This window comes from Methylobacterium sp. Leaf456 (assembly GCF_001425465.1).
Classification (GTDB): Bacteria; Pseudomonadota; Alphaproteobacteria; order Rhizobiales; family Beijerinckiaceae; genus Methylobacterium.
On record NZ_LMQV01000004.1, the window covers coordinates 44,681 to 62,428 of the forward strand.

The window sequence follows — 17,748 nt, forward strand, 5'->3', positions numbered from 1 at the left end:
CGGCGCTCGCGTCCTCACGGGATCACGGCGCTTCGACACCCACCAGGACACCCCGCCCGATGCGTTTCGCGTGTGACCACGACTGACGGCAGGTCTCCTGGCTCGCGGGTCACTGCCCTCTCACCGTCTTCCCGGGCGAGGCTGCCCAGTGACATGGTGGCGGAAGGCTCGCCGCTTACAGTTGCGGGGGCAGCCGCGGCATCGAGCTTGCGCCCTCACCGCGTTCCCTTTTGATCCCCGAGGGGAACCGTCAAGCTCACGTTATTTCAGGGCCGCGCGTCGAGTCAATGTAATCGAAACCCCAGACTCCCTCCGACTTCGTGCCGAGGCGCCGATGAACAGCCATCGGCTCCAGTCCCGCCATCCGAGCTACAGATACTTGAGCCAAGCGATGTCGCGCCTCGACGCCTTGAAGCGCGAGAACCACGCCGTCGGCCAGTAGAGGGGCACGATCAGCCCGACGTACCAAACGAGAACCCACCCGTAATCGGCGACGCCGAACACAGCGCCCTGCGTCGCGCCCCAGGTGGCGAACGCGCCATGGAAGAGCAGCCTCAGCACCGTCAGGTGGAACAGGTAAAAAAACATCGGCGCGCCGCCGAACACCGCCAGCGCCGTCACGAGCGGGCGGTCGCCGATCCGCTCCAGCGCGACGATCAGCAGCGCCCCGGTCCCGAGCGTCAGCAGCAGGAACAGGAGCGAAGGCGGATATTTCGTCAGGGCGAAGAAACTCATCGCGGTCCGCAGGGCGCTGTCGTCCACGACGAACCAAGGCTTGTCGCCGTAGCCGTTCGCCAGACGCAGCAGCGCGAAGGCGACCAGCATCGCGCAACCGAGTACCGCGAAACGGCGCTGTCGCGTCTGGGTGTCGACACCCGGCAGGAACCACGGGCCGATGGCGTAGCCGAGCACGATGACGCCGATCCACGGCAGCACCGGATAGGTCGTCTTGGCGACCAGCCCGAGGGGAAGCGCGATGACGTCGCGCTGGTGCAGCAGGGCCCAGATGAAAAACAGCGGCTGGTCGGGTCGGAGCTGGATCGGGTCGAGGAGGTTGTGACCGCACACGGTCAGAAGCCCGACCGCGAGGAGACCTGAGCGCGGCAGGCCGATTAGCGCCGCCAGGACGATCATGCATACGCCGATGCACCAGATCACCTGAAGCCAGAGCGTCGGGCTGGCCACGCCCCAGTACAGTTCGGAGAGGTAGAACACCTCGAAGGCCATCAGCACGAGACCGCGCTTCACCAGATAGGCGCGCGTCTCTGCCAGCGTATGCCGGGTGCCGAACAGGTACGCGGCCACGCCCGTCAGCACGATGAAGATCGGCGCGCACAGGCTGACCGCGAGACGGGCCAGATACAGGGCCGGCAGGGCGGTCCTGGCGTCGATCGGATCGGCGACCGGCACGTGCAGGAACCAGGTTTCGCGCAGGTGGTCGAGGAGCATCAGCACCATCACCAGCCCGCGCAGGGCATCGATCGAGACGATGCGGGCCTGCACGGCCGGCGATGCGGCCTCGCACCCGGCATCCCCGCGGCCGGCGCCGGGATCCATTGGATTCGTTGCGGTGGACGACGGTCGGGAAATCGGTTCGGCGTGCGGGGCGATCATGCCGGCCATTGCTTGAGGCGCCGCACGGCAAGCGCCGCGAGGAGGAAAGCCGCCGCTCCGAGGCAAACCAGGGTCAGGAGCGCCTGACGCGCGGCGGCCGCGCGCGCGTCGGCGGGCGCGAAGGCCGGTACGGCGTCGTAGGCGTCGAAGTCGAGCCGTGCCGGGCAACCCGCGCAGACGGGTGCCGGATCGACGGCCTGAGCGAGGATGCGCGGTTCGAAGAAGGCGCGCAGGCTTCGCCGGTAGGCGGCGGCATCAGTGAGGAAGGCCGCATGCCGCCCGGCATCGGTGCCGGATGCGGTCTCCAGGGCGAGCGTGAGGGCGGTGGCGGGCGAGAGCAGGGCGAGGCGCCGGCTCCAGGCCGAGGCCGCGAGCGCCTGCGCGCCCGCCGCCCTGTGATGATCGGCCAGGGCCTCGTCGTAGTAGTCATCGCGGGCGAGGCGCTTCAGTTCGGGCGCGTCGGCGAGTTCGGGCCGGCGCGCGTCCTCCGGGCGTTTTGTGGCGAGCCACGCGGCCGTGACCCTCGGGGCCTCTTCCCCGGCGTAGAAGCGCGCCTGCGCCTGCCGGCTCGCGTCGATCGCGGCGATCCGCGACGGGACCGGTGCCAGGGCATCGACCGCGAGGCCGAGCGCGGTGGGCAGGGCGATCGTGAGGCAGGCCCAGGCCAGCACGAGGCCGGCCAGCGCCGTCACCGCCCCGCGCCACAGGCTCGCCGCGAGCGCGCAGGCCGCGACCCAGAAGACGACGTAGGCCGCAAGCGCCGCCGCGAGCAGCGCCGCCGCGCCCGACCAGTCGGCGAGATCGCCGAGACCGCCCGAGAGCAGGAGGGCGAGCATCGTCCCGCCGAGCGTCGCAGTGAGGGCGACAAGGGCGGCGGCGCCGAACTTGGCGCCGGCCACGCGGCGCGGACGCGCGGGCTGCGCCGCGATCATCCGCAGGATGCCGCTGTCGTGCTCCGAGGAGAGCCGCGTGCCGGCGAGCGCGATGATCGCGAGCGGAACGAGGACGACCAGGACGAAGGCGAGATCGAACGGGCCGAGCCGCAGGGCGGCCGCCGAGCCGATCTCGGTGGCGGTGTCGTCGAACACCGTGCTGAAGCCGAAGCCGACCTTCGTCACCGCCGGCTGCACGTCGGACTGGCCGGCGGCGAGCACGGCCAGCGGCGTCGGCGGCTTCACCGCGTAGGCCGCCATGAAGTAGGTCATGTAACCGAAGGCGTCGGTCGGGTCCTGCCAGTAATTCACCTTGATCGCCGCCGGCCGGCCGTAGCGGAGATGCGCGGCCTTCGCCTCGCGGACGGCGCGTTCGCCGTCGGCGGCGGCCGCCGCCAGGGCCGTCCGCGCGGCGGCGACACGCCCGGCGCCGGTCCAAGCGGCGAGGCAGAGCGCCGCGACGAGGGCGGCGAGGATAGCCCAGGTGAGGCGCTCGCGCAGGATCAGGCGGAGTTCGGCCGCGAGCAGCAGGGGAAAGCGGGCGGCGCTCACGGCTTCAGCCTCCGGACCAGGGGCACGCACAGCCCGGCGAGCCCGGCGAGCCAGAGGGCGAGCACCAGGGCCGGCACGACAGCATCGGCCAGTCCGCGGCTGAGCGGCAGCGGCGCGTGAGCGAAGGGCGGGATTTCCCGCCACAGCTCGGGTCCGGCCACGAGCGTCGCGCCCCCGCGCTGCGGACGGTCGCGGATCTCGGCGTTCATCCGCTCGGAGATCGCGCGGCGATAGGCCTCCGCGGTCCAGACGAAGTGGGCGTGCTGGGCGAAGTCGGTGCCGGCGAGCGTCTGCGACAAGGCTTGCAGGGCGACGCGCGGCGAGAGGAGGCCGGCCCAGGCGAAGGCCCGTTCCCGCGCCGCGAGACCGTCGAACAGGGCGCCGAACTCGCGGTCGTAGAGGTCGAAATGGTGCTCGTCGTTCTCGACCATCATCAGTCCGCGCAGGTCGACGGGCAGCGCGTCGGCCTCGCTCACGCCGTAGCGCGCCAGGACCTCGCGGGTGCGGCTGTCGTTGGCCTCCGCCGTCCTGTGGGGGCGCAGTTTCGCGTCGATGCGCGCGCGGACCTCGCGGTGCGACACGGCCGGCACCGAAATCTCAACCGCGGCGGGGGCGAGGCGGGGCGCGGCGATGCACAGCCCGACCCAGATCGCGAGCGCGGCGGCGAGCGCGTGGCGGGCCGTGCGGGCGACGAGCGACACGAGCATCGCGACGAGAAGGAACACGGCGGCGTAGGCGAGCTGCACCGCGATCCAGGCGAGCAGGCGCGGCCAGGCCTGCCATCCCGCAGCGTCCCGGCTCAGGGCCGCCAACGCGCCGATGCCGAGGAGCGGCAGGCCAACGACGAGAACGAGAGCGAGCAGCAGCGCGGAGAACCGCCCGGCGAAGAGCGGTCCCGGCGCGATGCCGTTGCCCAGCGCGAGACGCAGCGTGCCGCGCTCCCGGTCGGCCGCGAAGGCCGAGAAGCCCAGCAGGATCGCGGCGAGCGGCACCACGAGCCCGACGATGTCGGCGACGCTGCCGAGGCCGGCGCGGGCGAGCGGGCCGGCATCCTGCACGGCGCGGTAGACCGCGTCGTTGAAGACGTGGGCCTCCACCCGCACCATCCGGCCGGTATAGGGCTCGCTGCCGGGATCGAGCACGGCGAGCGGCGACGAAGGCTTGAACACCCACAGGCCGAAATGGTCGGCCGAATGCGGGTTCTTGGCATCCTGCCCGAGCCAGCGCGCGCGCTCGGCGGCGGTGACCGCATCGACTTGGTGCCCGTAGCGCACGGCGTCGCGCCACGCGCCGAGCCCGGCGACGCCGAGCAGCAGGACGAGCACCGCGCCGATCCAGCGCAGCCGCGCGTCGTGCAGGCACAGCGCGAGTTCCGCCCCGATCCGCCTCACGCCGCGCGCTCCGCGAGCCGGTCGATGTAGAGCCGCTCCAGGGCGACGTGGTCGAGGGTTCGGGGGTCGATCTCCTCGACGATCCGCCCGCCGCTGAGCACGCCGACGCGGCCGGCCATCTCGCGCACCCGGTAGAGGTCGTGGGTCGCCATCAGGACCGCGGTGCCCCGCCCGGCCGCCGCGCGGATGGTGGCGGAAAAGTCCGCCGCCGCGCTCGGATCGAGGCCGGAGGTCGGCTCGTCGAGGAGGAGGAGCTGGGCGCGACGGGCGAGCGCCACCGCGATGCCGACCTTCTGGCGCATGCCCTTCGAGTAGGCGCCGGCCTTCCGCCCATAGGCCTCCGGGGCGAGCCCGGCCTCGGTGAGCAGGGCGCGCGCCTCGTCCTTCGATAGTTCGAGGCCGGCGAGCGTCGCGAAATAGCGCAGGTTTTCCACGCCCGAGAGGCCGGGATAGAGCGCGACCTGTTCGGGGATGTAGGCCACGTGCCGGCGCGCGCCGACGGGGTCGGCGCCGGCATCGATCCCGCAGACCCGGATCGTCCCAGAATCCGCCCGGAGGAAGCCGAGGATCAGGTTGATCGTCGTGGTCTTGCCCGCGCCGTTGGGTCCGAGCAGCGCGAACACCTCGCCGGCGTCGAGGCGCAGGTCGAGCCCGCTCAGAGCCGTGCGGGCCCCGAAGCGTTTGACCGCGCCGCCGATCGCCAGGACCGGCTCGTCGGCCGGAAGAACGGAAGCGCCCATCAGAACCGCACCGTCATCGTGCCGGTGAAGCGGCGCGGCGCGCCCGGATAGACCCGGAACCGGTTGAGCGAGCTTTCGTAATACTCGCTGTCGAACACGTTCTCGACGTTCAACCCGAAGCGGAAGTTTTCGTAGCGCCAATAAGCCAGGGCATCGACGGCGACGTAGGCCGGCAGGCTGAAGCTGTTGGTCGAATCCGCCGCCCGCTCGCCGACGCCGCGGATGCCGCCGCCGATGCCGAACCCTTTCCACGGCCCGGCCTGCACCTCGTGGACGGCGAGCAGGCTGCCCGAATGGCGCGGTACGTTGATGAGCGGCGTACCGACCGGCAAGGACGGGTCCTCGGTTACTACGGCGTCGGCGTAGACGTAGCCTGCCAGAATCTTGACCTCCGGGGTGAGCTGGCCCGCCGCCGTTAGTTCGATGCCCTGGCTGCGCACGCCACCGACCGCCACGGAGATGCCGCTGCCGCTCGCTTGCGGCGTCAGCACGTTCTGCCGATCGACCCGGAACAGGGCGGCGGTCAGGCCGAGCGCGCCGTCGAACAGGTCGAACTTGGCGCCGACGTCGTAGCCGATGCCGGTCTCCGGCGCGAAAGGACCGGATGCCGAGGAGGCGGCCGCATCGGGGCCGATATTCGGCCGGAAGCTCGTGCCGACATTGGCGTAGAGGGCGAGTTCGGGCGTCGGCTGGTAGACGAGGCCGGCGCGGGGCGTGGCCGCGAAATAGGTCTGATCGACCTGGGAGCGCGGGGTGCGCTCGCGGAACGACTGCTCGAAGAAGTCGAAGCGCGCGCCGACCAGCGCCTTCCATTCCGGGCTTAGCGCGATCTGGTCCTGCACGTAGAGGGCGGTGTTGGTGATCCGCTCCAGGTTGTTGCGGAAGCGGTCGATCGGCGGCAGCGCCTGCCCGTATTGCGGATTGTAGATGTCGATTTCGTAGGTCGAACCCGGTCGGATCGTGGCGCGGTTGTAGACCGTCCGGCTGTCGGTGCTCTCGCGCTCGAAGCCGAGGAGCAGGGTATGGCCGATCCCCGCCGACTCGAAGCGGCCGACGAGTTCCGCCTGTCCGATCGCCACGTCCCAGCGGTAGTCGCGCACGTTGCGGTCGCGCGACGCGACGCCTCTGTCGGTGATGGCGCGGATCTCGGCGGACTCGCCCTCCAGCGAACCGGTGTTGAAGTAGGTAGCGAGCCGCATCTGCCAGTCGGCGTCGAAGCGGTGATCGACCCGCACCTGCATCGCGTTGTTGGTCTGGTAGGTGCTCTGCCCCGGCTCGCCGAGGAAGCGCGAGATCGGGAGGGCGCCGAGCCGTCCGTTCACCGCGACGACGCCGCGGTCGAACACGATGCGGTTGCGCAGGAACTCGGTCTCGACGGTGATCTTGGTGTCGGGCGTGACCTGCCAGGAGATCACGGGGGCGACGAGCAAGCGATCGCCATCCACAAAGTCGCGAAAACTGTTCTGGCGGCCCGCCGCGAGGTTGAAGCGGTAGAGCAGCGTGCCGTCCTCGTTCAAGGCGCCGCCGGAATCGACGGTGCCGCGGACCTGCTCGAACGAGCCCCAAAGGCCGCCCATCTCGACGAAGCGCTCACGTGTGGGCTGCTTGGTGATGATGTTGACGAGCCCACCCGGATCGCTGCGCCCGAACAGGCCGCCGCCGGGGCCTTTGAGCACCTCGATGCGCTCGACGTTCTGGGCGTCGGGCGGGGGCGGCGTGCCGCGGTTGAGCGGGAAGCCGTTCTTGTAGATCTCCGAGGTGGTGGTGCCGCGGATGGCATAGCTGAAGATCGACAGGCCGCCGAAATTGTTCTGCTGGGCGAGGCCGGGCGTGTAGTTGAAGACGCGATCGACGCGGGTGGCGGCGAGATCGGTGATGACCTCGCGCGGCGCGACGGTGACGATCTGGGGCACGTCGCGCTGGGGCGTGTCGGTCTTGGTCGAGCTGACCGCCCGGTCGGCGCGGTAGCCCGGCGTCGGCCCGATCAGGCCGATCGCGCCGGGGGCCATTGTCCGTCCGGAGGGAGGAGCGTTGTCGGCCGCTCGACCCGAGCCCTCTCCGGCGACCGAAATCTCGTCGAGCGTCGTGCTCTCCTGCGCGCGGGCCTCGAAGCCGGATGCGCCGGCCGAGAGGATCGCGGCCAGGGCGAGGCGTGGGACGCGGCGGCGTCCGGCGGAGGCCGCGGCCGGCACGGAGTCCGGGGCAATCGGGTTCGAACGAACGGTCACCAAGACGCTCAAGGTTGTCGAGCGGCGGCCGTGCGGGTGCCCTCGCGGGCGCCGGCATGTTCAGCCGGGCCCGCTCGTGCGCTCCGCCGGGACACCCCGCCCGAGAGACGTTTCGTTGCCCAAGGCAGGTCTCCTGGCTCGCGGGTCCGCACCCCGGCCTGGCCTTCCCGGTGCGTGGCACCAGTGACCCGGACGGCAGGGGCTCGCCGCTCACAGTTGCGGGGGCAGCTTCGGCCTCGCTCCGGAGAGCCCACCGAATTCCCTCTTCGCCCACGGACCGAAACCCGCGGGAACCTTGGCCCTTCCAACCTTGCCGATGGAGCCGGTCCGGTCAATGCACTGCGACGCACAATGCAACAATGTTACATCTTTTGTGTCCATCGAGACACAGGCGGCTCGGCTCGCTGGGCAACCGGCGTCAAGCGATGGCTCACCCTTCCTGTCACATCGATGCAACAGTGATGCGATTTGAATTCATCATTTTAATTATTCCAAATCCTGCCTCCCCGCCATGCCAAGTTTTTATTCGAAATACCAACATCTTGGCTAGCCAGGAAGAACAGTTTGGAAGCCGTATAAACTATCCGAGCATCTGCACAAGTCTTGCTCCATCGCTCCCGCGACCGCAGGAGAACGGCAGCGACGCGAGGGGCCGTGAGCGACAGGACTTGGGGAATGGACGGCGTATCAGTCGATGCTCTTCATCGCCGCGAGGGATCGAAGCTGCAGCGTTTCCTTCTGCGCAGGCTCGGCAACCCGGCCGACGCCGCCGACGCGACGCAAGAAACCTATCTGCGCATGCTCGCGGCCCTGTCGCGTACGCGCGTCGAGCATCCGACCGCGCTCCTGTTCCGGATCGCCCACAACGTCGCCCTGCGCACCCGCAACCGCCGCCGGCTCGAGCACCGGCTGTTCGCCGACGAGGGCGAGGTGGACCTGGCGGATGCCATCGACGGCTTCGCGCTGCCCGAGCGGCAGCTGATCGCGCGGCAGGAGCTGAAGCGCCTCGCCGCGGCCGTCGATGAATTGCCGCCGCGCTGCCGCGAGGTGTTTCTGCTGACCCGGTTCGATGGTCTCGCGAACGGGGAGATCGCGACGCGTCTCGGCATCTCGCGCAACATGGTCGAGAAGCACATCATCAAGGCGCTGCTGCATTGCCGCCGCCGGCTCGACGATTTTTGAGACCACGACCTCAGGATGTCGGCGCCTCGTTGATCTAAAGGACGGAGCACATCGCCGGGCACACGGCGAGATCCGGGGGAAGACGGCGTGGCCGGCAGCGAACAGACCGACGCGGGCGACGACCCGATCCTCGAGGCCGCCGCGGGCTGGGTCGCCCGTCTGTCCTCCTCCGACGCCACCGAGGCCGACCGGGCCGCGTTCGAGGCTTGGCGGGCCGCCGACCCGGCCCATGCTAGAGCCCATGCCGAGATGGAGAGCCTGTGGCGCCGGCTCGGGCAGTTGCCCGACCGCCGCCCGGTGCCGTCCGAGACACGGCGCGGGCGGACCTCCAAGATCGTGCCGGGCCTTGCCGCCGCGGCACTCCTGGCATCCGCCCTGTCCTACCAGTACGGCCTGATGGATCGCCTGCGGGCGGACCTGTGGAGCGGCGTCGGCGACATCACCCACGCGACGCTGCCCGACGGCAGCCGCGTCGATCTCAACACCGACACCGCCCTGGCGCTGCGCTTCACCGCGGGCGAGCGCCGGATCGAGTTGCTGCGCGGCGAGGCGAGCTTCGACGTGGTACCGGACCCGAGCCGGCCGTTCACCGTCGAGGCCGGGGGGTTGAGCGCGCGGGCGGTCGGAACCCGCTTCTTCGTGCGCGCCGACGGGACCGACAGCCCGGTCGGTGTCACGGAAGGCCGCGTCGATGTCGCAGAGGCGGGCCGCCGGGCCCTGGTCTCGGCGGGGCAAGCCGTCCACCGCGGCGAGGATTCTTCGCTCACCGCCACAGCGGCGAACGTGGAGCGCAGCATGGCTTGGCGCGAGGGCCGGCTTCTGTTTGCCGGCCAGACGCTCGCGACGGTGCTGACCGAACTCGGCCGCTACCGCCACGGCCGCATCCTCCTGCTCGACCGCCGCCTCGGCGAGCGGCGCGTGACCGGCGCGTTCGACACCCGCGACACCGATGAGGCGCTGGACGTCATCGCCGCCACCATGGGCGCACGCATCGGGCGTGTCTCGCCCCTGCTGGTCCTCGTCGGATCGCCGCTTTGAGAACTTGCGAAAAAAATCGGCGTGCGACGTCAGGAGATACCGCCCCCGTTGATCTTGATCGGTGAAGGGGGAGAGAGCGCGAAGCGCGCCGCCCCTCGACGGATCGATGGGGCACGAACATGGCGTTTCGCGGCGGCAAGGTTTTTTCACGGGGTCGGATCGCGGGGATCGCGCTGGCGGGCGTATCGTGCGCGGTGATGATGCAGGCCGCCGCCGCGCAGACGACCGCGCCGGCCATGCGCTCCGTGACGGAAGGGACCAGCGTCCGGCTCGCCATCCCGAGGGGGTCGCTGGAGAGCGGCCTCGTCGCCTTCACCGAGCAGGCCGGGGTCAAGCTGGTCTATCCGACCGAGCTGACCGCGATGCTGGAGACCGGCGGCATCGAGGGCGAGTTCTCTCCGATCGAGGCCCTGACCAAGCTGCTGGAGGGCACCGGCCTGATCCATCGGCCGGCGGGTGCCTCGACGATCACCCTGATCAACCCGCGCTACGTCCAGCTCGGCCCGGAGCCGACGACGGCCGTGCGCCTCGACGAGCTCAGCGTCGCGGGCGAAGGCCGGGGAACGGTGATAGCCGCGGCCGGCCTGCCGCCCCGCTCCGGCACCGTCGGCCAGCCCCCGGTGCCCTATGCCGGCGGGCAGGTCGCGACCGGAACCCGGATCGGCCTTCTCGGCAACCGCTCCGTCATGAAGACGCCGTTCAGCACGACCGGCTTCACCGAAAAGCTCATCCGCAACCAGGAGGGGCGCTCGGCGGCCGACATCGTCACCAACGACCCCTCCGTGCGTTCGGACGCGCCGGTCTTCAGCGACCGCGACTCGTTCTTCATCCGCGGCTTCTCGGTCACCAGCGTCGACACCGCTTTCGACGGCCTGTTCTACCTCGCGAACCCACGCCGGATGCAGCTCGACGGCATCGAGCGCGTCGAACTCCTCAAGGGGCCGACGGCGCTGCTCACCGGCGGCGTCGGCCGCGTCGGCGGCACGATCAACCTCATCCCCAAGCGCGCCTACGACGAGCCGCTGACGCGGATCACCAACTCCTACTTCAGCAACGCCAATTTCGGGACGCATCTCGACATCGGTCGTCGCTACGGCGACTTCAAGGAATGGGGCGTGCGCTTCAACGGCGCCTATCGCGCGGGCGACACGGCGCTGGACAACCACGCCCTCGAAGTGAGCAATGCGACGCTCGGGCTCGACTATCGCGGCGAGCGCTTCCGCGCCTCGCTCGACATGAGCCATCAGCGGCAGAACGTCACCGCGCCGGCCTCGCTGTTCAGCGCGGTCGCGCCCGGCATCGTCATCCCCCGCGCCCCGAACGGCCGGATCAACACGGCGAGCCGGTTCGAGTACAACGACAGCGTCTACGACATGGTCGCCGGCCGGGTGGAGTACGACATCCTGCCCGAGACGACGGTCTACATCGCGGGCGGCGTCAGCCGCTTCCGCGAGAACTCGCTGTCCTCGTTCTTCACGATCACCAACCCGAACGGTAGCGCTCTCAACTCCTACGCGATCGCGCCGACCGGGATCGAGGGTTACACTGGCGATGTCGGGATCCGCAGCCGCTTCGAGACCGGCTTCATAGGACATTATCTCACGGTCTCGGCCGTCGAGGCCAACAACAAGATCTTCCGGAACGGCTTCATCCCGGGAGCCTTGGGCTTGCCGCGGGATGTGCCGACCAACATCTACGATCCGGCCTACCTGCCGTTCGGCAGCATTCCGAACGTCTTCCCGCGCGCCGGCGCGCAACCGCTTCAGGCCGACGGCCTGTACCGCAGCGTGGGCATTTCCGACACCCTGTCCTTCATCGACGATCGCATCCTGCTGACGCTCGGCGGTCGCTTCCAGGAAATCGTCTCGAAGGCATTCCAGACCCGGCCGGGTGGTTCCGACCCCGTGGGGACGCAGACGTATGGCTACGCCGAGAGCCGCTTCAGCCCCGCCATCGCACTGGCGGTGCAGCCGTTCGACAATCTCACGCTCTACGGCAACTATATCGAGGCGCTCCTCGAGGGGCCGACCGCGCCCGGCGTCGGCGTGGACAACCCCGGCGCGGTCTTCGCCCCGATCGTGAGCAAACAGAAGGAGGTCGGCGTCAAGATCGACTTCGGCACGGCCATGCTTACGACCGGTCTGTTCGAGATCGAACTGCCCAATGCCTTCGCTGCCCCCTCCGCCGTTCCCCAGCAGCTGCCAATCTTCGGGGTGAACGGTCTGCAGCGCAACCGTGGCGTCGAGGTCAACCTTTACGGTGAACCCCTGGAAGGCGTGCGCCTGCTCGGCGGCGTCTCCTTCATCGATGCGAAGCTCGCCAAGACGGCAGGTGGCACCTTCGACGGCAACGACGTGCCCGGTGTGCCGGACACGTCGATCAGCCTCTATGGGGAGATCGATCTGCCGCCGTGGATGCTTCCGGGACTGACCCTGACCGGCCGCGTCCTCTATTCCAGCAGCGTGTTCTACGATCAGGGAAACACGCAGGCCGTGCCGGGCTGGGCCCGGTTCGACGCGGGGGTGCGCTATGCCTTCGAGGGCTATGCCGGCAGGCCCGTCCTGCTCAGGGCCACAGTCCAGAACCTGTTCGACGAGGCGTATTATGCCTCGGCCGCGCGGGGCTTTCTCGGTATCGGCGCGCCGCGCACCTTCATCCTGTCCGCATCGGTCGATTTCTGATGTCACCTGCGGATCGCCGGACATGATCGGCGCGACGCTGCACGCGCGCCGGTAGGAGACCGATGGCCACACGAGCCAGACCGACATCCCTCCGCGAGCGGGCCTCCGTCGCCAGCCGCGTCGTGCTGGCGGCGGGCGGCGGCTACGGGATCGCGGCGCTCGCCACCGCGCTCCTGTCGCTGACGCTGCCGCTGGCGCGCCCCGAAGCGGTGGCCGTAGCGACGCTCGTCAGCTTTCTCCTGATGCCCGCCATCGCCGTCGCCGTCTTCGCGATGCGCTCGCTCCGGCGGGCGGCGCTCTCGCTGGCGGGTGTGGCCCTCGTGCTCGGCGGCCTGCTCGGGCTGGCGATGCGGGGCGCGCCGTGAAGGGCCGTTTCCGCACGTCGATGGCGTGGCTGCACGTGTGGTCCGGCCTCGTGGTCGGCTGGGTGCTGTTTGCGATCTTCGTCACCGGCACCGCGAGCTACTACCGCGCCGACATCACCCGCTGGATGCGGCCCGAGTTGGCGCAGGCCCCGCCCGTCGCGGCAGCCGATCTGCCGAAGGTGGCCGAGCGGGCGGTCGCCTATCTCGAACGGCATGCCTCGAAGGCCAAGACGTGGTTCATCGGGATGCCGCAGCCAGAGCGGCCGCTCCTCGACCTGTTCTGGCGCACCCGCCCCGGCGCGCCGCCCGGCCACGTGCTGCTCGACCCGCGGACCGGTGCCGAGGCGATGGTGCGCGATACCGAAGGCGGCGATTTCCTTCACCGCTTCCACTACGAGCTGCACATACCGCCGCTCTGGGGGCGCTGGATCGTCGGCATCTGCGCGATGATCATGCTGGTGGCGCTGATCTCCGGCATCGTCACCCACAAGCGGATTTTCGCCGACTTCTTCACCTTCCGCCGGGACAAGGCGGCGCGGCGCAGCTTCCTCGACGCCCACAACGTCACCGGCGTGCTGGCGCTGCCGTTCCACCTGATGATCACCTATACCGGTGTCGTCGCGCTCGCGACGTTCTACATGCCCTGGGGCGTCACGACCGCCTACAAGGGCGACACCCGCGCCTTTTTCAGGGAAGCTAACTGGATCACGGCGCCGCGCCCGCCGATCGGCCGAACCGCTCCGCTCGCGCCCCTTGGGCCGATGATAGAAGAGGCGCTGGCGACCGTGCCGGAGCGGCTCGAACGGCTGACCGTCACGAATTTCGGCGACGCCGGGGCCACCGTCGTCGCGATGTTCGAGGAGCCGCACGGCCTCGCCCACACGCCGACCCACATCGCCTTCGATGGCGCGAGCGGAGCTTTGCTGGAGATCCGCGGCGGCGATCTCAAGCCCGCGGCCAAAACGATCTCCACCCTGATCGGCCTGCACGTGGCGCACTTCGCCGAACCCGGCCTGCGGCTGCTGTTCTTCCTCTGCGGCGTGATGGGCTCCGCCATGGTGGCGACTGGCCTCGTGCTGTGGTCGCTCGCCCGGCTGCCGAAGCTGGACGTGACACCGTCCTTCGGTCTGCGCCTCGTCCAGGCGCTCAACGTCGGCAGCATCATTGGCCTGCCCGCGGCGGTCGCGGTCTACTTCCTCGCCAACCGGCTGCTGCCCCTCGGGCTCGCCGACCGCGGGGAGTGGGAAATCCGTGCCTTCTTCGCCGCCTGGATCGTGGCGGCCCTGATCCCGCTTGCCCGGCCGCATCGCCGGGCCTGGAACGAGATGTCGATGCTGGTCTCCGGCCTCTGCCTCGCCGTCGTGGCGGCCGACCTCGCCATGATCGAGGCGCATCCCTTACGCCGGCTCGGCGAGGGCGAGGCCCTTTTCCTGTGGTTCGACGGGGCGATGCTGGCGCTCGCCGCGCTGTTCGCGTTCGCCGCCCGCAGGATCGCGCAGTACCGCGGCCCGTCCCGCACTGACCGTTGGCACGAGCCGGTGCTCGCGGCCCCGGCGGAGCGGGCCCGCGCATGACGCCCGCCATCCTCGCGCTCAATCTCGGCCTGAGCTTCGCCGCGCTCGTCGCGCTCTGCCTCAGCCTGAACCGCCACCATGCGGAGATTTTCGGGACCAAGCCGAGCGGGCGACGGGTCGTGCTGCTGCGCGTCCTCGGCTGGGGCGGCCTCGTGCTTTGCCTGCTCGTCGCCGGGGAGGCGGAGGGCTGGGGCTTCGGGCCGGTGCAGTGGGTCGGCGCGGTGTCGGGCGCCGGCGCCGGCCTCGTCCTGCTGCTGTCCTACCGCCCCCGCCTCGTCGCGCCCGCCGGCGTCGCTGCCGTCGGTCTCGCGATGACGGCAGGCCTGCTCCTGCACGTCGCTTGACCGCGGGTCCCGCAGCGGCGTCCCGCCTTCCTATGCGTGACAGTTGTTTTTCACCGCGTGCAGCGCATTTGCCCATCACGAGATGCGCCGCGACGATGGCGGATCACATCCCGACGCGGTCGAAATCCAGCGCCGAGGCGCAGAGCGCCACCTGGGTCCGGTTGCGCACGCCGAGCTTGCGCATGATCTCGGAGACGTGGGCCTTCACCATCGAATCGCCGATGCCGAGTTCGAACGCGATCTGCTTGTTGAGCTTGCCCCGCTTGATCATCGACAGCACGTTCATCTGCGCAGGCGTCAGCGCGGCGATCCGGGCGGAGGCATCCGCGGTCTCGCTCGCCTCGTCGTGGGCATGAGCGAGGTCGGGCACATAGATCGAGCCGCGCATGATGCTGTCGAGCGCCTCCATGTAGGTCGCCCGCGTCGCCGATTTCGGCACGAAGCCCGCCGCCCCGAGCCGCAGCGCCTCGCGCACGATCCGCCCCTCTTCCAACCCGGAGCAGACCAGGATCGGGATGCGGGGGAAGCGGATGCGCAGGGACATCATCCCATCGAAGCCGGTCACGCCCTTCATCGACAGGTCGAGGACGATCACGTCGATGCCGGGGCGCTCGGCCAGCACGGCTTTCGCCGCCCCGATCGAGTCCGCCTCCTCGATGCGGGCATGCGGCAGCCCGAGGCGGATCGTGCTGCGCAGCGCCTCGCGGAACAGCGGATGGTCGTCCACCAAGATGATGTGCATCGCGCCAACTCGTTCGGGCGCAACCCGCGGCGCCTCGACCGTAAAAGTGATGATCGCCCCGCAAGACGAGCGTCAAGGGCGCGATTTCAAACAAATTCATTATGGTCATCGAGCGAGATCGCAATTCTGATGTGGCAAATTCGTTCGGGACGAACTTGCAATTCTAAGACTTCCCTATGAGGCATGGACGAAAGTTAGCGTGCGGCGGGCAATCTTTCCCGCCATACCTCCATTCGAGCCCGGCTTCGGGACGCCAAGCTCTCACGAAGTATTCTGGTCGCCCGCTCGCCGCGGCGGATCGTCGGATGCTTGTCGTGAGGCTCCCGCCGACTGGCTCCCTATCAGAATCGAAAGACGCGGCGCGGCCCACGCGACCGCCAGGGAGAGACGCATGGCCAGGAAGACAGCGGGGCACGGCCCCCGCACGCTGATGCTCGCCACCGCTTCGTCGCTGATCCTGTCCGGCCTGCTCATGGCGGCGCCCGCCTCGGCCCAGAAAGCCGAGACCAAGGATGCCCCCAAGGCCGAGAAGGCCTCGACCGGCGCAGCGGTGACCTGGGAGGACATCCTCAACGACCAGAACACCGACAAGGACGTACTCATGTACGGCATGGGCATCAAGGCCCAGCGCTATTCGGGCCTCGACAAGATCAACACCAAGAACGTCAGCCTCCTGAAGCCGCGCTGGTCGTTCTCCTTCGGCGACGAGAAGCAGCGCGGCCAGGAGGGCCAGGCGCTGGTGCATGACGGCGTGATCTACATCACCGCCTCCTACTCGCGCATCTTCGCGCTGGACGGCAAGACCGGCAAGAAGCTGTGGTCGTTCTCGGCCCGCCTGCCCGACGACATCCGCCCGTGCTGCGACGTGGTGAGCCGGGGTGCGGCGATCTACAACGGCAAGATCTACTTCGGCGCGCTCGATGCCTCGATGTATGCCCTCGACGCCAAGACCGGAAAGGTGGTTTGGAGTAAGAAGTTCGACGACCACGCCGCCGGCTACGCCTATACCGGCGCGCCGAACATCATCAAGGACAAGAAGACCGGCAAGGTCGTCCTCATCCACGGCAACTCGGGCGACGAGTTCGGCGCGCAGGGCAAGCTCTACGGCCGCGATCCCGAGACCGGCGAGGAAATCTGGATGCGGCCGCTGGTCGAGGGCCATATGGGCCGCCTCGCGGGCAAGGACTCGACGCCGACGGGCGACGCCAAGGCGCCGTCCTGGCCCAACGACAAGGACGGCAAGAAGGTCGAGGCGTGGAACCACGGCGGCGGCGCCCCCTGGCAGACCGGGGTCTACGACGAGAAGACCAACACCTTCGTCATCGGCACCGGCAACCCGGCCCCGTGGAACCACCATTACCGCTCCGGCCCCGGCGGCGACTGGAAGCCCTACGACAGCCTCTACACCTCGGGCCAGATCTACATCGACCCGTCGAACGGCGAGCCGGTGGGCTTCTTCCAGCACACCCCGAACGACGCGTGGGATTACTCGGGCAACAACGAGATCATCCTGTTCGACATGGAGAAGGACGGCAAGACCATGCGCCTCGGGGCGCACGCCGACCGCAACGGCTTCTTCTTCCTCACCGACACCGACAAGCTCACGGCCCGCGACGGCAAGATCAGCAAGCAGACCGCTTTGGTCGCCGCCTATCCCTTCGTCAAGGACATCACCTGGGCGACGGGCTGGGACCTGAAGACCGGCCGTCCGATGGAGGTCGAGGGCCAGCGCCCGCCCGCGCCCGAGGAGGGTCAGGCCAAGGGCAAGTCGATCAAGGTGACGCCGAACTTCCTCGGCGGCAAGAACTGGAACCCGATGTCCTACTCGCAGCAGACGGGTTTGTTCTACATCCCGTCGAACGACTGGACCGAGGATTACTGGACCGAGAACGTCACCTACAAGGCCGGCTCGGCCTATCTCGGCCAGGGCTTCCGCATCCAGCGCAAGTTCGACACCCATGTCGGCGCGCTGCGTGCCCTCGATCCGAAGACCGGCAAGATCGTGTGGGAGCACCTGGAGGCGATGCCGCTCTGGGCCGGCACCATGACGACGAAGGGCGGGCTGGTCTTCACCGGCACCTCGGACGGCTTCGTGAAGGCGTTCGACGCCAAGACCGGCAAGCAGCTCTGGGCGTTCCAGACCGGCTCGGGCGTGGTCTCGGTGCCGAGTACCTGGGAGATGGACGGCAAGCAGTACATCGGCATCTCCTCGGGCTACGGCGGCGCGGTGCCGCTGTGGGGCGGCGACATGGCCGACCAGACCAAGCTCGTCTCGCAGGGCGGCTCGTTCTGGGTGTTCGAGCTGCCGACCGATACCGCCTCGGCGCAGTGACCCAATGTGCGGGAAGGCTTGACCTTCCTGCCA

13 protein-coding genes and 2 riboswitches are annotated in these 17,748 nt (G+C 69.3%); of the genes, 7 read left to right on the forward strand and 6 right to left on the reverse strand.

The features are described from left to right. Positions 1 to 70: 70 nt before the first annotated feature. Positions 71 to 267, reverse strand: a riboswitch (cobalamin riboswitch). A 102-nt stretch (positions 268 to 369) separates the two neighbouring features. The 5 genes from ASG52_RS05370 to ASG52_RS05390 all read right to left on the reverse strand — a co-directional run bounded on the left by ASG52_RS05370 (position 370) and on the right by ASG52_RS05390 (position 7,457). Then, positions 370 to 1,503, reverse strand: coding sequence for an acetyltransferase domain-containing protein (locus ASG52_RS05370; protein ID WP_286158948.1), 1,134 nt, complete (start codon positions 1,501 to 1,503; stop codon positions 370 to 372). 107 nt (positions 1,504 to 1,610) lie between these two features. Then, the gene (locus ASG52_RS05375; RefSeq protein WP_056240124.1) at positions 1,611 to 3,098 is read right to left on the reverse strand and encodes an ABC transporter permease subunit; all 1,488 of its coding nucleotides are present in this window, start codon (positions 3,096 to 3,098) and stop codon (positions 1,611 to 1,613) included. After that, positions 3,095 to 4,489 carry a DUF3526 domain-containing protein gene (locus ASG52_RS05380; protein ID WP_056240127.1) on the reverse strand — a complete coding sequence of 465 codons (1,395 nt, stop codon included), beginning with the start codon at positions 4,487 to 4,489 and terminating at the stop codon, positions 3,095 to 3,097. The genes ASG52_RS05375 and ASG52_RS05380 overlap by 4 nt, the downstream gene beginning before the upstream one ends. After that, entirely contained in the window at positions 4,486 to 5,229 is a 744-nt protein-coding gene (locus tag ASG52_RS05385) for an ABC transporter ATP-binding protein (protein ID WP_056240128.1), read from the reverse strand. Before ASG52_RS05385 ends, ASG52_RS05380 begins: the two co-directional genes overlap by 4 nt. Beyond that, positions 5,229 to 7,457 carry a TonB-dependent siderophore receptor gene (locus tag ASG52_RS05390; RefSeq protein ID WP_056240481.1) on the reverse strand — a complete coding sequence of 743 codons (2,229 nt, stop codon included), beginning with the start codon at positions 7,455 to 7,457 and terminating at the stop codon, positions 5,229 to 5,231. Before ASG52_RS05390 ends, ASG52_RS05385 begins: the two co-directional genes overlap by 1 nt. Before the next feature lie 106 nt (positions 7,458 to 7,563). Beyond that, positions 7,564 to 7,770: riboswitch (cobalamin riboswitch) on the reverse strand. Between the two features lie 362 nt (positions 7,771 to 8,132). On the opposite strand from ASG52_RS05390, the gene ASG52_RS05395 reads away from it, so the two are divergent. The 6 genes from ASG52_RS05395 to ASG52_RS05420 all read left to right on the forward strand — a co-directional run bounded on the left by ASG52_RS05395 (position 8,133) and on the right by ASG52_RS05420 (position 14,641). Next, entirely contained in the window at positions 8,133 to 8,639 is a 507-nt protein-coding gene (locus ASG52_RS05395; protein ID WP_056240131.1) for an RNA polymerase sigma factor, read from the forward strand. A gap of 87 nt (positions 8,640 to 8,726) precedes the next feature. Then, complete coding sequence (locus ASG52_RS05400; protein ID WP_056240134.1) at positions 8,727 to 9,677, forward strand: FecR family protein; 951 nt, start codon at positions 8,727 to 8,729, stop codon at positions 9,675 to 9,677. Between the two features lie 119 nt (positions 9,678 to 9,796). Continuing rightward, on the forward strand, positions 9,797 to 12,358 hold the full coding sequence (locus ASG52_RS05405) for a TonB-dependent receptor (RefSeq protein ID WP_286158949.1): 2,562 nt from the start codon (positions 9,797 to 9,799) through the stop codon (positions 12,356 to 12,358). 62 nt (positions 12,359 to 12,420) lie between these two features. Beyond that, positions 12,421 to 12,723 (forward strand): hypothetical protein, encoded by a 303-nt coding sequence (locus ASG52_RS05410; protein ID WP_056240137.1) that lies wholly within the window; start codon positions 12,421 to 12,423, stop codon positions 12,721 to 12,723. Beyond that, positions 12,720 to 14,297, forward strand: coding sequence for a PepSY-associated TM helix domain-containing protein (locus ASG52_RS05415; RefSeq protein ID WP_056240139.1), 1,578 nt, complete (start codon positions 12,720 to 12,722; stop codon positions 14,295 to 14,297). The genes ASG52_RS05410 and ASG52_RS05415 overlap by 4 nt, the downstream gene beginning before the upstream one ends. Next, complete coding sequence (locus ASG52_RS05420; protein ID WP_056240142.1) at positions 14,294 to 14,641, forward strand: DUF3325 domain-containing protein; 348 nt, start codon at positions 14,294 to 14,296, stop codon at positions 14,639 to 14,641. Before ASG52_RS05415 ends, ASG52_RS05420 begins: the two co-directional genes overlap by 4 nt. 103 nt (positions 14,642 to 14,744) lie before the next feature. Here ASG52_RS05420 and ASG52_RS05425 read toward each other — a convergent pair whose 3' ends face one another. Then, positions 14,745 to 15,383, reverse strand: a complete 639-nt coding sequence (locus tag ASG52_RS05425; RefSeq protein ID WP_082552366.1) for a response regulator — start codon at positions 15,381 to 15,383, stop codon at positions 14,745 to 14,747. 391 nt (positions 15,384 to 15,774) lie between these two features. Here ASG52_RS05425 and ASG52_RS05430 point away from each other — a divergent pair, with 391 nt between their 5' ends. Next, a complete protein-coding gene (locus tag ASG52_RS05430; protein WP_286158950.1) occupies positions 15,775 to 17,715 on the forward strand; it encodes a PQQ-dependent methanol/ethanol family dehydrogenase in 1,941 nt (646 codons plus the stop codon). The last annotated feature ends 33 nt before the right edge of the window (positions 17,716 to 17,748 follow it).

Coding starts and splice junctions, on each gene's coding strand:
- ASG52_RS05385 (WP_056240128.1), bottom strand. CDS start 5,229: ATGGGCGCTTCCGTTCTTCCGGCCGACGAGCCGGTCCTGGCGATCGGC.
- ASG52_RS05395 (WP_056240131.1), top strand. CDS start 8,133: ATGGACGGCGTATCAGTCGATGCTCTTCATCGCCGCGAGGGATCGAAG.
- ASG52_RS05405 (WP_286158949.1), top strand. CDS start 9,797: ATGGCGTTTCGCGGCGGCAAGGTTTTTTCACGGGGTCGGATCGCGGGG.
- ASG52_RS05410 (WP_056240137.1), top strand. CDS start 12,421: ATGGCCACACGAGCCAGACCGACATCCCTCCGCGAGCGGGCCTCCGTC.
- ASG52_RS05420 (WP_056240142.1), top strand. CDS start 14,294: ATGACGCCCGCCATCCTCGCGCTCAATCTCGGCCTGAGCTTCGCCGCG.
- ASG52_RS05425 (WP_082552366.1), bottom strand. CDS start 15,383: ATGCACATCATCTTGGTGGACGACCATCCGCTGTTCCGCGAGGCGCTG.
- ASG52_RS05430 (WP_286158950.1), top strand. CDS start 15,775: ATGGCCAGGAAGACAGCGGGGCACGGCCCCCGCACGCTGATGCTCGCC.